This window comes from Pantoea sp. F_5, from assembly GCF_008631595.1.
GTDB lineage: Bacteria > Pseudomonadota > Gammaproteobacteria > Enterobacterales > Enterobacteriaceae > Pantoea > Pantoea gossypiicola.
The window spans coordinates 160,727-174,071 of sequence record NZ_VWUO01000004.1; the positions used below are offsets into that span (position 1 = coordinate 160,727).

The 13,345-nt window shown below is 56.1% G+C and carries 12 protein-coding genes; 5 read left to right on the forward strand and 7 right to left on the reverse strand.

The window, feature by feature from the left end:
- Positions 1 to 44: 44 nt before the first annotated feature.
- A complete protein-coding gene (rhaT, locus tag F3I44_RS07400) occupies positions 45 to 1,079 on the reverse strand; it encodes an L-rhamnose/proton symporter RhaT (protein ID WP_095707163.1) in 1,035 nt (344 codons plus the stop codon).
- 358 nt (positions 1,080 to 1,437) lie between these two features.
- On the opposite strand from rhaT, the gene F3I44_RS07405 reads away from it, so the two are divergent.
- Both F3I44_RS07405 and F3I44_RS07410 read left to right on the forward strand, forming a co-directional pair.
- Positions 1,438 to 1,761: a hypothetical protein gene (locus F3I44_RS07405; RefSeq protein ID WP_013357928.1), complete on the forward strand. Its 324-nt coding sequence runs from the start codon at positions 1,438 to 1,440 to the stop codon at positions 1,759 to 1,761.
- Positions 1,762 to 1,804: 43 nt separating this feature from the next.
- Positions 1,805 to 1,903 carry a YoaK family small membrane protein gene (locus F3I44_RS07410; protein ID WP_008925225.1) on the forward strand — a complete coding sequence of 33 codons (99 nt, stop codon included), beginning with the start codon at positions 1,805 to 1,807 and terminating at the stop codon, positions 1,901 to 1,903.
- 3 nt (positions 1,904 to 1,906) lie between these two features.
- Here F3I44_RS07410 and F3I44_RS07415 read toward each other — a convergent pair whose 3' ends face one another.
- Positions 1,907 to 2,173 carry a DksA/TraR family C4-type zinc finger protein gene (locus tag F3I44_RS07415; protein WP_098050469.1) on the reverse strand — a complete coding sequence of 89 codons (267 nt, stop codon included), beginning with the start codon at positions 2,171 to 2,173 and terminating at the stop codon, positions 1,907 to 1,909.
- 196 nt (positions 2,174 to 2,369) lie between these two features.
- Between F3I44_RS07415 and aldA the strand changes: the two genes are divergently transcribed.
- Positions 2,370 to 3,806, forward strand: a complete 1,437-nt coding sequence (gene aldA / locus F3I44_RS07420; RefSeq protein ID WP_150010175.1) for an aldehyde dehydrogenase — start codon at positions 2,370 to 2,372, stop codon at positions 3,804 to 3,806.
- 418 nt (positions 3,807 to 4,224) lie between these two features.
- Here the strand turns inward: aldA and F3I44_RS07430 are convergent, their stop codons facing one another.
- Positions 4,225 to 5,493 (reverse strand): MFS transporter, encoded by a 1,269-nt coding sequence (locus F3I44_RS07430; protein WP_150010178.1) that lies wholly within the window; start codon positions 5,491 to 5,493, stop codon positions 4,225 to 4,227.
- Positions 5,490 to 6,911, reverse strand: coding sequence for a M20 family metallopeptidase (locus F3I44_RS07435; RefSeq protein ID WP_150010180.1), 1,422 nt, complete (start codon positions 6,909 to 6,911; stop codon positions 5,490 to 5,492). The genes F3I44_RS07430 and F3I44_RS07435 overlap by 4 nt, the downstream gene beginning before the upstream one ends.
- A 140-nt stretch (positions 6,912 to 7,051) precedes the next feature.
- Between F3I44_RS07435 and F3I44_RS07440 the strand changes: the two genes are divergently transcribed.
- Positions 7,052 to 7,966, forward strand: coding sequence for a LysR family transcriptional regulator (locus F3I44_RS07440; RefSeq protein WP_150010182.1), 915 nt, complete (start codon positions 7,052 to 7,054; stop codon positions 7,964 to 7,966).
- Between the two features lie 346 nt (positions 7,967 to 8,312).
- On the opposite strand, the gene F3I44_RS07450 is transcribed toward F3I44_RS07440, so the two are convergent.
- Positions 8,313 to 9,908 carry an ABC transporter substrate-binding protein gene (locus F3I44_RS07450; RefSeq protein ID WP_150010185.1) on the reverse strand — a complete coding sequence of 532 codons (1,596 nt, stop codon included), beginning with the start codon at positions 9,906 to 9,908 and terminating at the stop codon, positions 8,313 to 8,315.
- A 127-nt stretch (positions 9,909 to 10,035) separates the two neighbouring features.
- Here F3I44_RS07450 and pepT point away from each other — a divergent pair, with 127 nt between their 5' ends.
- Positions 10,036 to 11,262, forward strand: a complete 1,227-nt coding sequence (gene pepT, locus F3I44_RS07455) for a peptidase T (protein WP_150010187.1) — start codon at positions 10,036 to 10,038, stop codon at positions 11,260 to 11,262.
- Between the two features lie 36 nt (positions 11,263 to 11,298).
- Here the strand turns inward: pepT and F3I44_RS07460 are convergent, their stop codons facing one another.
- The gene (locus F3I44_RS07460; RefSeq protein WP_150010188.1) at positions 11,299 to 12,075 is read right to left on the reverse strand and encodes a transporter substrate-binding domain-containing protein; all 777 of its coding nucleotides are present in this window, start codon (positions 12,073 to 12,075) and stop codon (positions 11,299 to 11,301) included.
- A gap of 60 nt (positions 12,076 to 12,135) precedes the next feature.
- Positions 12,136 to 13,302 (reverse strand): methionine aminotransferase, encoded by a 1,167-nt coding sequence (locus F3I44_RS07465; protein WP_150010190.1) that lies wholly within the window; start codon positions 13,300 to 13,302, stop codon positions 12,136 to 12,138.
- Between the last annotated feature and the right edge of the window lie 43 nt (positions 13,303 to 13,345).

Consider the following 13,345-nt stretch of genomic DNA (forward strand, 5'->3'; position numbering starts at 1 on the left):
CTATGCAGGCCCGTTATGTATAAAGACAACAGCAGTATTTGCGATCAGGCCGCCATACCCAGACCAACGATATTGGCGGCAATGATGATCACCACACAGCCGATCGATAACACGCTCACCGGGCGACGTCCTGCTGACTTCCACTCTTTCATCAGCAGGCCTACCAGCCCACCACACAGGACGTAAAGGCTCATGTGCAGCATCCAGCTCACATAGTCATACTGCGCCGGGATTCTGGCATGGCCCCAGGCGTAAAAGAAGAACTGCAGATACCACATGGTGCCGCCGAGCACCGCAAAAGCAGTATTGGCAATCAGCAGCGACTTCCCGACAGAGAAGTCTTTACGTACCGACAGCTCAGGCCGGGTGGCCAGCCGCCAGAAACAGAAGGCCAGATTCACCAGTGCCCCGCCGCCCATGATGATGACGTAGCTGGGTAAAGCCACATAGAGCGGATCGATGCCCAGATTAGCGGCGGCCTGATGCATCGGTTTCGCCGCGTCCATCGCAAAGGACATGCCGGCTGAGAAAATGCCGCACATCACCGCCAGCAGCAGTCCTTTTCTGAGATTAAACTCTTCGGCATTTATCCCCAGCGCCCGCTCCTTTAATAATCCGGCACGTGTCACAATCCCAACGCCAATGAGTGCCACCAGCACGCCCAGCAGAGTTAACCGGCCCCCTGCCGAAGCAAACAGTTCGCCAAAACGCCCCTGCAAAAGTGGTGTCATTAGCGTGCCGACCACGAGGGTAATGCCAATCGCGATACCGATCCCCATCGACATGCCAAGGTATCGCATGGTAAGGCCGTAGTTAATATTGCCAATACCCCACATCGCACCAAACAGAAAAACCGGCGTCAGTTGCGACAGCGTAAAACTGCTGTAATAAGCCCTGAAGTCTGGCAGTAAAATGGCACTCACCGCCCACGGCAGGATAAGCCACGACATCAGGCCACCAATTGACCACATGGTTTCCCATGACCATCTTTTCACCTGTTTAAAAGGCGCGTAAAAACAAGCGGCGCTGGCAGCACCGACAAAATGCCAGAAGATACCTGCAATAATGGCGCTGTTCATTGTTATTCCCCGGTTAGGTTGAGGCCTGTCGGAAACCTGTCAGCTTCCGTTCAGCAGGCAGTCTACGTTTTGCAGGAATTCCTCAGCCTTTGGATAAATGCCGGAGGCCGCAGCGAAGTGGCAATATTTACCCATTATTAACGTCAGGGATCACAATTTCACCGTTGTCAGACAACCGGAAAATAAATAAGGTAAGTGGCTTATTATTCTGACTTTTTTATCGTTTTGCTGTGTGGCGCAGCACACTTTTAAACTGACTGCCATTTAAACGGGTATGGTGGCAAAAGGACAAAGAAGCCTTCTTTACCGCAGACAAGGTCGTATAAACTGGGGCAAATTGATGGGATCAGGGATTGGGATGACAACGAAGTGGTTAACACTGTTTCTTTCGCAGTCAGTCAGCCGGGTGATGCTGGATGATCTCCGGGCGATATTACCTGCAGATGCGATAAAGGTGTTTGTGAATGGTCTGGATGAAACGCACTATGCCACCATTGAGTGTGTGCAGGCGGAGCAACATTGCGCCCTGATCGCCTCGGCGATTGTGGTCTGGCGTCAACTCGGCCATGTGCACCATATTATTTATAAAAAAGGCGAGGTGCTGCGTGAGGAGAACGAGGCAACGCAATTCCAGCTTTTCACCCTGCTGAAAACCCACCGCGCAGTCCTCCAGATCTCATGATAAGATCGCGCTCCCTGAAATCGCTGTTTGCAGCAGGTTGAATATGAGAATTGGAATTCTGTTTCCGATTGCCATCATCGTGGCAGGTGTGGGCTTTCTGGCGTGGTTTATTGGCAGCGGCCTGGCGATGCCAGGCTCCTGAGCGTTAGCGCAGCTGACTGTCTTTACTGCCCCGACGGTTATATAAGCTGCTGGTCTGCTGCTGTTTGTCGATTTTTTCCTGACACGCCACGCAGTAATGTACCCCTTTGAGTGCCTGACGGCGCGCTTCAGGAATCGGTTCGCCGCAGAGTTCACATTCGGTGGCGCTTTCGCCCTGCCCGAGCGATTGTCTGACCCGCTCAATCCCGTCGTTAACGGTGCTATCAATCTGTTCCTGTACTGCGCCTTCTGCCGCCCATCCGCTTGCCATGATTTAACCCCTTTCTCACGATTTCACTCCTTTAAATCTACAACAGATTGACGTTTTTGCTGCAGAACTCACCGATATCTGTGATTGGCTGCCAGGCGGACGCGCAGGCTGGCAATAAGCTAAAGGTCACGCTTAGCGATCTGTTTCACCCTGCTATCACATTACTGCAACGTATCGATAGCGGAGAGCCAAGCGAATGACAACACATCATCAACATTACATTAATGGCGAGTTTGTCGCCCATCAGGGTGACGAGTGGATTGACGTCATCAATCCGGCCACTGAAGCGTTGCTGTCACGCATACCCCAGGGCACTCGTCGGGATGCCAGCCTTGCCATCAGTGCCGCCGAAGCCGCTCAGCCAGCCTGGGAAGCGCTGCCAGCGGCAGAGCGCGGCGTCTGGCTGCACAAAATCGCCAGCGCCATCCGCAACCGCGAGCCTGAACTGACGGCAACCATCGTGGCGGAAGGCGGTAAAACCCAGGGGCTGGCGAAGACGGAAGTGCTGTTCACCGCCGACTACCTCGATTACATGGCGGAGTGGGCGCGTCGTTATGAAGGCGAGATCATCAACAGCGACCGCCCTAATGAAAACATCTTCCTGTTTAAAAAAGCGATTGGCGTCACCACCGGGATTTTACCGTGGAACTTTCCCTTTTTCCTGATCGCCCGCAAAGCTGCGCCAGCCCTGATCACCGGCAACACGATTGTGATTAAACCCAGCGAGCTGACGCCGAATAATGCCGCACTGTTTGCCGAGATTATTCAGACGCTGGGTCTGCCGGCTGGCGTCATTAACATTGTCTATGGTCTGGGACCGGAAGTGGGACAGGAACTGGCGGCCAACCCTAAGGTCGGGCTGGTAAGCCTGACGGGCAGCGTCGGCGCAGGTATCGCCACCATGGAAGCCGCGGCTAAAAATGTAACCAAAGTATCGCTGGAACTGGGCGGCAAAGCGCCCGCCATCGTGATGGAAGATGCCGACCTGGATCTGGCGGTGCGATCCATTATCAGCTCACGCGTGATCAACAGCGGCCAGGTCTGTAACTGCGTGGAGCGCGTCTATGTGCAGGAAGGCATTTACGATCGTTTTATCAGCGCACTGACTACCGCGTTTCAGCAGGTAACGTTTGGCGATCCCGCCGAACGCAGTGATATCGATATGGGACCGCTGATTAATGCCGCCGCACGGGATCGGGTCGAGCAGAAAGTGGCAGACGCCGTTACCGCAGGTGCAAAAGTGGTAATGGGCGGCAAGCGTGCCGGAGAGCGAGGCTTTTTCTTCCAGCCCACGCTGCTGACCGATGTGCGTCAGGAGATGGCGATTATGCAGGAGGAGATTTTTGGCCCGGTGCTGCCGGTGATGACGTTCAGAACGCTGGATGAGGCAATTGCGCTGGCCAACGATTGCGAATATGGACTGACCTCCTCACTTTATACGCAGAATCTCAATACCACCCTGATTGCGCTGCGGAAACTTAAGTTTGGCGAAACCTATGTTAATCGTGAGAACTTTGAGGCGATGCAGGGCTTTCACGCCGGATGGCGTAAGTCGGGTGTCGGCGGAGCCGATGGAAAACATGGTCTGGAGGAGTATCTGCAGACCCATGTTGCCTATCTGCAGTTCAGTTAAAAGCAGGCCGGTTAAACGGCCCGTTGAGATTGATAACGCAGGCTGGTTCGTTTCGCGGTTGAGATCGCGCCTGCGCAGGAAACAGGGTCAGATCGGAAAGCCGCAAAATCCGCCATCCATGGCATGCCCGGCCCGCGCAATGACGCACCTCATCCCTGAGGTGCGCCCGTTGCCGGGCCAACGCTCTGCGTTGTTCAAAATCGCTCCCGGCGTTTTTAGTACGCACCTCATCCCTGAGGTGCGTCCGTTGCGGGCCAACGCGTTGCGTTGTTCAAAAACGCTCCCGGCGTTTTTGTCCCTGAGGCGGGACGCTTTCCTCTTCTGACCCTGTTCCCTTCACTTTGAGCTTCTTTATTGCTGCCAGAGCCTGATTAGCTATGTCAGCGGCCTGAAAAGGCTAATGAACGTTCCTGATTTGCTATGCCATCCGCTTACTGCAACGCAGCAGTGCGATACCGCTCAACACTGCCACTGCCATCAGGTAGTAGCCTGGTGCCAGACTGCTGCCGGTGGCGACAATCAGCATGCTGCAAATCAGGGGCGCAAACCCGCCAAATACCGTTACGGCCACGTTGTAACTGATCGCCATCCCGCTGGCGCGGGTAGTCGCCGGGAAGAGATCGGCCATCACCGACGGCACCGTCGAGAAGTAGATCGACTTCAGCAGCGCCATCCAGGCCACCAGCAGGATCAGCGTTGTCGGCGTGGTGTGATCGACCATCCATTTAAATGCGGGATAGATGGTAACCACCAGTAACAGCAGCGATCCCCACATCAGCGGTAACCGGCCAATCCGCTCCGCCCACAACCCCATGATCGGCGTTACCACCGTCAGGATAATCCCCGCTATCAGCGTGGCGGTGAAGGCGACCGAGCCTGGCAGATGCAGCGTTTTGGTGGCGTAGGTCGGAATGTAATTGAGCATGTAGTTTACAGCGGTCGAGATCACCATCACGCCAATTGCCAGCGCGATCAGCGCTTTCTGCCGCCCAAACAGCGTTTTCAGCGGTGCGGCTTCCTTTTCCTGCGACGCAAAGCTGGCGGGTTCCTGCACGTGACGGCGAATGTAGATCCCCAGCGGCCCAATCAGTAAGCCAAAAGCAAACGGGATGCGCCAGCCCCACGCCTGAATCTCACTTTCGCTCAGCCAGTGGGTCAGCCCCAGCCCGAATCCCGATGCCATCAGCGTGCTCGCCCCCTGGGTGGCGAACTGCCAGCTGGCGATAAAGGCTTTGCGCTCCGGAAAGTGCTCCACCAGAAAGGCGGTCGAACTGCCAAATTCACCGCCTGCAGAGAAGCCCTGAATCAGACGCGCCAGGATGATCAGCAGCGGTGCCGCCAGACCGATAGTGGCGTAACCCGGCATAAACGTAATGATCGCCCCGCCCAGCATCATCAGGTTTATCGACAACAGCAGCGCCTTTTTGCGGCCATGCCGGTCGGCATAGTTGCCGAGCACAATGGCACCCAGCGGGCGGATCAGGAAGGAGATACCGAAGCTGCCGAAGGTCAGCAGCAGTGACACCGAGGGATCGCTGACCGGAAAGAAAACGTGGGCGATGTAGCTGGCAAAAAAGCCATAAACTGCAATATCGAACCACTCCAGCGCGTTACCGATGCAGGTGGCAAACAACGTTTTGTGCAGGCTCGGTTTCACCTGCAGGGCACTTTGCGCAATGCTGCTCATTGTTCACCTCTCCGCCACTGATGGTGGCGCGTCATCAGCTGTTCACCCTCGTCTCCCAGTTGCCAGAACAGCCGGGTCATGATCGCCAGACCCTCCCGTGCAATCGAGGAGAGCATATGTTCGTTGACGCCGTGCTGGCCGCAGGCGGGATAAGAATGTGGCACCCATAGCGTCGGCAGGCCCAGGATATCGGCGAAGACCTCATTGGGCAGTGAACCGCCGAGATTGGGCAACAGCGCCGATTTTTTGCCGCTGCTGTGGGCCAGCGTATTCAGTGCCCAGTCCACCAGCGGATCCTGCGGATCGAGTCGTGTTGCCGGGGAACCGCGCAGAAACTCCACGCTGACGTTATCGAAGCCGTGCTGATGCAGGTGACTTTCTACGTGCTGAACCAGATTTTCCCAGTCGGTGCCGACCACAAAACGCAGCTGACATACCGCCGTGGCGCTGCCCGGAATGGCGTTCATGGGTCGTGCCGGATTGCCAGTTTCAAAGGCCAGCACCTCCAGCGTGTTCCAGCCGTAGAGCCGCTCGGCAGGTGTGAGACCAGGCTCGCCCCAGCCGTCAGCAAGTGTGGGATCGCCCGGCATGCCGCCCACCTCAATATCACTGAGGATGGCGCGCACGGTGTCGGTCAGAGAGTCCGGTTTCAGCGCGGTAACCTGTAATACGCCCTGCGCATTCACCAGACAGGCGATCGCACTGGCCAGCTGGGTACCGGGATTGCTCAGCAATCCGCCCCAGTTGCCGGAATGGTAGGCGTTATCACGCGCCCGAATCGTCAGACGAAAGTTCGCCGCACCGCGCGAACCCAGAAACAGTGTGGGCCGCAACGCATTAAGACGTGGGCCATCCGAGGCGATAAAAAGATCGGCCTTTAACAGCGCCTGCTGTTGCTGGCAGATCTCAGCCAGCCCCGGTGAACTGATCTCTTCACCCATTTCGAACAGGATTTTGCAGTTAAAGCCCAGTGCGCCACCCCGAGCCTGCCATACCTGCTCCAGTGCCGCGAGATTAACGCAGTGTTGCCCCTTATTATCTGCGCTGCCGCGCCCATACAGGCGGTCGCCTTCAGCTGTGAGTTGCCATGGCGATAATCCTTCGCGCCAGTTTTCATCGTCACCAAACACGACATCGCCGTGCCCATAGCAGAGCAGCGTCGGTTTTAGCGGATCTTCAATGCGGGTAGCGATCAGAAACGGCGGGCTGCCGGGTTGCGGATTTTCAAACGGGTGCAGCGTAAACCCCAGCTTCGCCAGCTGCGGGCCAATTTCCTGCTGCAGATAGTGGTCCAGCTCTGTCCGTCGATGGGTGTGCTGGCTTTCTGTCACGCAGGCGACACGCCGTGCCAGCAGCTTCTGAAACTCACCGCTATCGAAATAGTTCATCGCCTGGTTAACTGCCTGTTGCTCTGTCATGTTTGCCCTGTCCGTTATTTTTATCGTGCTTTATCTTTGACAAACTTCGCGCTTTGCCACAATTATCAATTTATCGAGTGAACTTTGCTTTTAAAGCAACGTTTCGCTGCCCTTTTATGATGCATTTTGTCGGAGTGACCATGTTAAGCAGCGAGATACGCTATTTCCTGGCGGTCGTCGAGAGCGGCTCGCTGAGCGCCGCCAGTGAGAAACTGTTTGTGGCGGTGTCCGCTATCAGCCGTCAGATTCAGCGGCTGGAAGCGCAGATCGGTGTGCCGCTGTTTGAACGGCATGCGCGCGGCATGGTGCTCAATGAGGCAGGTGAGATTTTTGCGCATCATGTGCGCAAGAGTCAGCTCGATATGGAATATGCGCTGGCGGAGATTAAGGGCCTGAAAGCGGTACGCCGCAGCCTGATTCGTATCGCCTGCACGGATGGGATGGCGTTCAGTCTGTTGCCTGGCCTGCTGGCAGAGTTCCGGCAGGCGAATCCCGGCGCGCTGTTTGCGATTAACGTGACGCACTCACAGGGCGTGGCAGCGTGCGTCAGAGCGGGTGAATGCGATCTGGCGCTGCAGTTCAGTCTGCAACCTGAGCGCAGCGTTGAGGTGCTCGGCTCATGGCCTGCCCCGGTTTTACTGGCGATGCATCAGTCACATCCGCTGGCGTCACGTGAGGTAACACTGGGCGATCTGCATCGCTGGCCGCTGGCGCTGCCGGGCCACCACACGACCGTGCGGCAGCTGTTTGATCTCTCCTGTCAGATGAATGACTGCGTGGTTGAACCGGTATTGACCTGCGACTATTTCGCCACGCTCTATCAGTTTTTGCTGCATACGCCCCAGGCGGTGACCATCTGCAGCGCGTTTACCCTTTTGTTTGAACGCGAGTCCCAAAATCTGCTGTTGCGATCGATGGGGGTGGATCAACTGAGTCAGCGCACGTTGCAGCTCCAGACGGTGTCAGGACGTCAGCGCAATGCGGCTCTGACGCTGTTTCTGGAGTTTTTGCAGCTGCGACTGACGGAGATGGATCAGCAGGTGAGGATGGGATAACAAGCCCGTGGGACTCTACGCTCTTCACGTATTTAAAGACGTGTTCCGAGCCGCGGTGAGATCGAGGTGGCTAAGGGAACACGACCCGATCGGAAAGTCGCAAAAGCCGCCATCCCTGGCATGCCCGGCCCGCGCAATTACGCACCTCATCCCTGAGGTGCGCCCGTTACCGGGCCAACGCTCTGCGTTGTGCAAAAACGCTCCCGGCGTTTTTGTCCATGGTGCGGGACGCTTTCCTCTTCGGGTCATGTTCTCTTCGCGTTGAGCTTTATCGTTGCTGTCGGATTTACTCTGGCTTCGAGGGATCTACACAGGCCCAATACGTATGGGCCTGTGCAGGAGGGTATTACTGCTTAATATCCACCTGATAGAAGATATGCTTGCCGAACGGATCGACCTGATAGCCGCTGACCGATTTGCGCACCGGCTCGAAGATGGTGGAGTGCGCAATCATCACGGCAGGCATCTGGTCATGCATTATCTGCTGCGCCTGCAGATAGAGCGCGGTGCGTTTGCCCTGATCCGGCTCGGCGCGGGCTTCGGTGATTAACTTCTCGAACGGCTGATAGCACCATTTTGAGGAGTTGGAACCGCCCTGAGCAGAGGTGCAGCTGTAGAGCGGGCCAAAGAAGTTATCCGGGTCGCCGGTCGCAGTGGTCCAGCCCATCAGCGCCGCCTGATGCTCGCCGCTGCGAACGCGTTTCAGGTACTCTCCCCACTCATAGCTGACGATATTGGCTTTGATGCCAACTTTGGCCCAGTCCGATTGAATCATCTCCGCCATGCGGCGCGCATTTGGGTTGTAAGGCCGCTGAACCGGCATCGCCCAGAGCGAAATTTCGGTGCCGGGTTTCACGCCCGCCTGTTGCAGTAACGCTTTGGCCTGTTCTGGATCGTAGGCGTAATCTTTCAGATCTTTGTCAGCACTCCAGACGCCAGGCGGCAGGATATTTTTCGCGACCGTGCCGGTGCCTTTAAATATCGCCTCGATGATCGCCGGTTTGTTAATCGCCATCGCCAGCGCCTGCCGCACCTTGACATTGTCGGTTGGCGCTTTAGTGGTGTTAAACGCCAGGAAGCCAGTGTTCAGACCCGCCTTCTGTTCGAGGGTGATATCCGGGTTGGCGTGCATCTTGTCGAGATCGGCGGGATTCGGGAATGGCATCACCTGACACTCGTTCTTCTCCAGCTTGGCATAGCGCACAGAGGCATCCGGCGTGATGCTGAACACCAGTCGATCCAGCTTCGCCTTGCCCTGCCAGTAGTCCGGGAACGCTTTGTAGAGGATGCGGGAATCTTTCTGGTACTGCACCAGCTCAAACGGGCCGGTGCCGATCGGGTTCATATCGACCTTCTCCGGCGTTCCCGCTTTCAGCATGGCGTCGGCATATTCTGCTGAGTGAATCGACGCGAAATACCACGCGAGATCGGCAAGGAACGGCGCTTCCGGATGGGCGAGCGTGAAGCGCACGGTGTGGTCATCAACCCGGTCGATACTTTTAATCAGCGTGGAAAGCTCGAGGCTTTCGAAGTTGGAATAGGTGCCGCCAGAGACATTGTGGTAGGGATTTTTCGGGTCCATCTGACGCATAAATGAGAAGATCACATCATCGGCGTTGAAGTCGCGGCTGGGCCTGAACTGTTTGTTACTCTGGAACTTGACGTTTTTGCGCAGATGGAAGGTGTAGACGGTGCCATCCGGGCTGATCTCCCAGCGTTCCGCCAGGCTCGGCACCAGATTGGTGGTACCGGGCGTGAAGTCCACCAGCCGGTTAAAGACCGGCACCGCACTGGCGTCAACACTGGTTCCCGAGGTATAGAGCTGAGGGTTGAAATTCTCTGGCGATCCCTCAGAACAGTAGACCAGCGTTTTGGCGTTAACGCTGCCAGCCAGCGCTATCCCCGCAGTAACAAGCGCTAAGGTGGCTATCTTGATTTTCATTATCATCCTCGCTTTGTATTGACTTCCGGTGATCACAATATCTAAATGAATCATTCAGATGCTTCATTGATAGCACGATTCGGCACCATAGCGAACCCCGCCTGTGGCTGACTAATAAGGAATAGTGATGACAGACAAACTTGAGTCGCAACTCACCGAACGTTTTTTCCGTTACCTCGCCGTCAGCAGTCAGAGTGATGCCAAATCCACGACTCTGCCGAGTACGCCGAGCCAGCACGCCATGGCGGAACTGCTGGCTGACGAGCTGCGAGCACTGGGGCTGGATGAGGTGGTGATTGATGACCATGCCACGGTGACCGCGGTGAAACGTGGCAACCGTCCTGGCGCGCCGCGCATTGGATTTATTACGCATATCGATACCGTTGATGTGGGTTTGTCGCCCGACATCCACCCGCAGATCCTCACCTGGCAGGGCGAAGACCTTTGTCTGAATGCAGAGCAGGATATCTGGCTGCGCCGCGATGAACATCCGGAGATCGCGCCCTACGTCGGTCAGCAGGTGATCTTCAGCGACGGCACCAGCGTGCTGGGCGCAGACAATAAAGCGGCGGTCACCGTGGTGATGACGCTGATGGCGAACCTTAAAGGCGATCATGGCGATATCGTGGTAGCCTTTGTGCCGGACGAAGAGATTGGCCTGCGCGGGGCGAAAGCGCTGGATCTTGACACGCGATTCAATGTCGATTTCGCCTGGACTATCGACTGCTGCGAACTGGGCGAAGTGGTGTACGAGAACTTTAATGGTGCCGCGGCAGAGATTGTGTTTACCGGTGTGCCGGCACATCCGATGTCGGGCAAAGGCGTGCTGGTCAATCCGCTGCTAATGGCACATGACTACATCAGCCTGTTTGATCGTCAGCAGACCCCGGAGCACACTGAAGGCCGCGAAGGTTACATCTGGTTTAATGAGATTCAGGCCAACGCCAGCAAGGCGACGCTGAAGGCTTCAATCCGTGATTTTGATCTGACCAGCTTCGCCGTGCGTAAGCAGCAGTTGCAGCAGGCGGCAGCGGATCTTGCGGCGCGCTATCCGACTGGCGAGGTCAGCATTACGATTAGCGATATCTACAGCAACATCAGTAATGCACTGGGTGAGGACCGCCGGGCAATAGATTTGATCTTTAGCGCCTTTGCCGCACTTGAGATTGAGCCAAAAGTGATTCCGATGCGTGGCGGCACGGACGGCGCGGCGCTGTCCGCCAAAGGGTTACTGACGCCGAACTTCTTTACCGGCGCACATAACTTCCATTCACGCTTCGAGTTTCTGCCGATACCGTCGTTTGTGAAGTCCTATCAGGTGGCAGAAAAGCTCTGTTATCTGGCGGCAGGTTAAGCGGGAAAATCGGGCGCAGAACGCGCCCGATTGCGATTATGGCTTCACGCTGACATCAATACCCGGGAAGTATTTTTCAGCCAGCTTTTCGAGGGTGCCATCGCCCTGCACTTTGGCGATTGCCGCGTCCAGCGACTGCTTCAGCGGCGCGTCATCTTTACGCAAGCCGTAGCCGATGCCTGAACCCAGAATCGCGTCATCTTCGACGGGCTTGCCCACAAAACCAAACCCTTTGCCCTGAGGCTTATCGAGGAAGCCAGACTGACCGGCGGCGGACATCACCAGCGTGCCATCAAGGCGGCCTGCAACCATGTCGTTATATACCTGGTTCTGATCCTGATACGACGTCACCGTCACGCCCTGTGTCTCCCAGTGCTTCTTCGCATAGGTTTCCTGAATCGATCCCTGCAACACACCGATATTTTTGCCTTTCAGACCTTCGGCGGTCGGAGCCAGATTTTCACCTTTTTTCGCCACTAACATGGTCGGAATACGGTAGATTGGCTGCGTAAACGCGATGCTTCTGGCGCGCGCTTCGGTGATGTTCATCGCCGAGTTTATGGCGTCGAACTTTTTCGCCTGCAGTGCCGGGATCAGCGCATCAAAGCTGCTCTCGACCCAGTGGCAGTTGAAGTTGCCTGCCTTGCAGATAGCGTTGCCCAGTTCAATATCAAAGCCCTCCAGCTCACCCTTAGCATTGCGGCTTTCAAACGGCGGATATTGTGACTCTACGCCGTAACGTAAATCCTGAGCCAGTGCCTGTACCGTTGTCATCATGCCCAGAGCGAGAAAAAGCACGTTCAGTTTTTTCATTATGTTTACCCCGAAATGTCCTGGTTACCTGTTCCCCGTACTGAATCACGCTCACGTGATTCAGTGAGAAAAAGCACATAGCGCAGCCGCGCCAGCCTCTAGTGTCGCCTCGTCCTTCGCAAAAGAGAGACGAATCAGTTTGTTGTCTGTGCCATCCATATAAAACGCCGACAGCGGTATGGTTGCCACACCGTGATCGACGATAAGACGTTTTACCATTTCACTGTCTGGTTCGTCACTGAAATGTCCGTAGCTGGCGAGCATAAAGAACGAACCGGCGCTCGGCAGCAGCCGGAATGGGGAGTTATCCATCAGCGCGATCAGCCGATCGCGCTTCTGCTGATAGAAAGCGTTAAGTGACAGGTAGTTCTCTGGCGTCTGCAGATAGTGCGCAAACCCAACCTGCATCGGCGTATCGGCGGCGTACATCATAAACTGATGCACTTTCACCAGCTCGGTCATCAGTTCTGCCGGTGCCAGACAGTAGCCGACCCGCCAGCCGGTGACGTGGAAGGTTTTGCCAAACGAGGAGACGATAACGCTGCGTGCGGCCAGCTCCGGATGCGTCGCCATGCCGCAGTGCGGGCGACCATCAAACAGAATATGTTCATAAACCTCATCGGATAGCACCACGATATCGGTGTTGCGGATCAACGCTGCCAGCTGGTTGAGATCGTCACGGGTCAGCACCTGCGCGCTGGGGTTGTGCGGCGTATTAATAATGATCATCCGGGTGCGCGGCGTGATGGCGGCCCGCAGCTGATCCCAGTCGATAGCAAATGATGGCACCTGGAGCTTCAGGCCTATCGGCGTACCGCCCTGTAACCGTACCACCGGCGCATAGCTGTCAAACGCCGGTTCAAAGAAGATCACCTCATCGCCCTGATGAACCAGCGCGGTAATCGCCATATAGAGTCCCTGGCTGGCGCTGCCGGTGATCAGCACTTCACTGGCGACATCATATTTCTGGCCATAGAGCGCCTCTGTTTTACTGGCGAGCGCTTCACGCAAGGCAGGCAGACCCATCATGGCGGCATACTGATTATGCCCCGTCTCCATTGCACGGCTGACTGTGTCGATCAGGGCCGGATCGCAGGGGAAATTGGGTGCGCCCTGTGACAGGTTAATCGCCTGATGCTGTGCCGAAAGCTGGCCAATCACGCTAAAAATAGTGGTGCCGACGTCCGGCAATTTTGAGTGAATAGCGACAGGCGTTTTCAGGGACATATTTTCTCCGTCAGGTGCATAACTGGTCAGATGCGATAAATCG

Bases quoted from the DNA above. Each gene is read 5' to 3' on its own strand.
- rhaT (WP_095707163.1), bottom strand. From the start codon at position 1,079: ATGAACAGCGCCATTATTGCAGGTATCTTCTGGCATTTTGTCGGTGCT.
- F3I44_RS07405 (WP_013357928.1), top strand. From the start codon at position 1,438: ATGACAACGAAGTGGTTAACACTGTTTCTTTCGCAGTCAGTCAGCCGG.
- F3I44_RS07410 (WP_008925225.1), top strand. From the start codon at position 1,805: ATGAGAATTGGAATTCTGTTTCCGATTGCCATCATCGTGGCAGGTGTG.
- F3I44_RS07415 (WP_098050469.1), bottom strand. From the start codon at position 2,173: ATGGCAAGCGGATGGGCGGCAGAAGGCGCAGTACAGGAACAGATTGAT.
- aldA (WP_150010175.1), top strand. From the start codon at position 2,370: ATGACAACACATCATCAACATTACATTAATGGCGAGTTTGTCGCCCAT.
- F3I44_RS07430 (WP_150010178.1), bottom strand. From the start codon at position 5,493: ATGAGCAGCATTGCGCAAAGTGCCCTGCAGGTGAAACCGAGCCTGCAC.
- F3I44_RS07435 (WP_150010180.1), bottom strand. From the start codon at position 6,911: ATGACAGAGCAACAGGCAGTTAACCAGGCGATGAACTATTTCGATAGC.
- F3I44_RS07440 (WP_150010182.1), top strand. From the start codon at position 7,052: ATGTTAAGCAGCGAGATACGCTATTTCCTGGCGGTCGTCGAGAGCGGC.
- F3I44_RS07450 (WP_150010185.1), bottom strand. From the start codon at position 9,908: ATGAAAATCAAGATAGCCACCTTAGCGCTTGTTACTGCGGGGATAGCG.
- pepT (WP_150010187.1), top strand. From the start codon at position 10,036: ATGACAGACAAACTTGAGTCGCAACTCACCGAACGTTTTTTCCGTTAC.
- F3I44_RS07460 (WP_150010188.1), bottom strand. From the start codon at position 12,075: ATGAAAAAACTGAACGTGCTTTTTCTCGCTCTGGGCATGATGACAACG.
- F3I44_RS07465 (WP_150010190.1), bottom strand. From the start codon at position 13,302: ATGTCCCTGAAAACGCCTGTCGCTATTCACTCAAAATTGCCGGACGTC.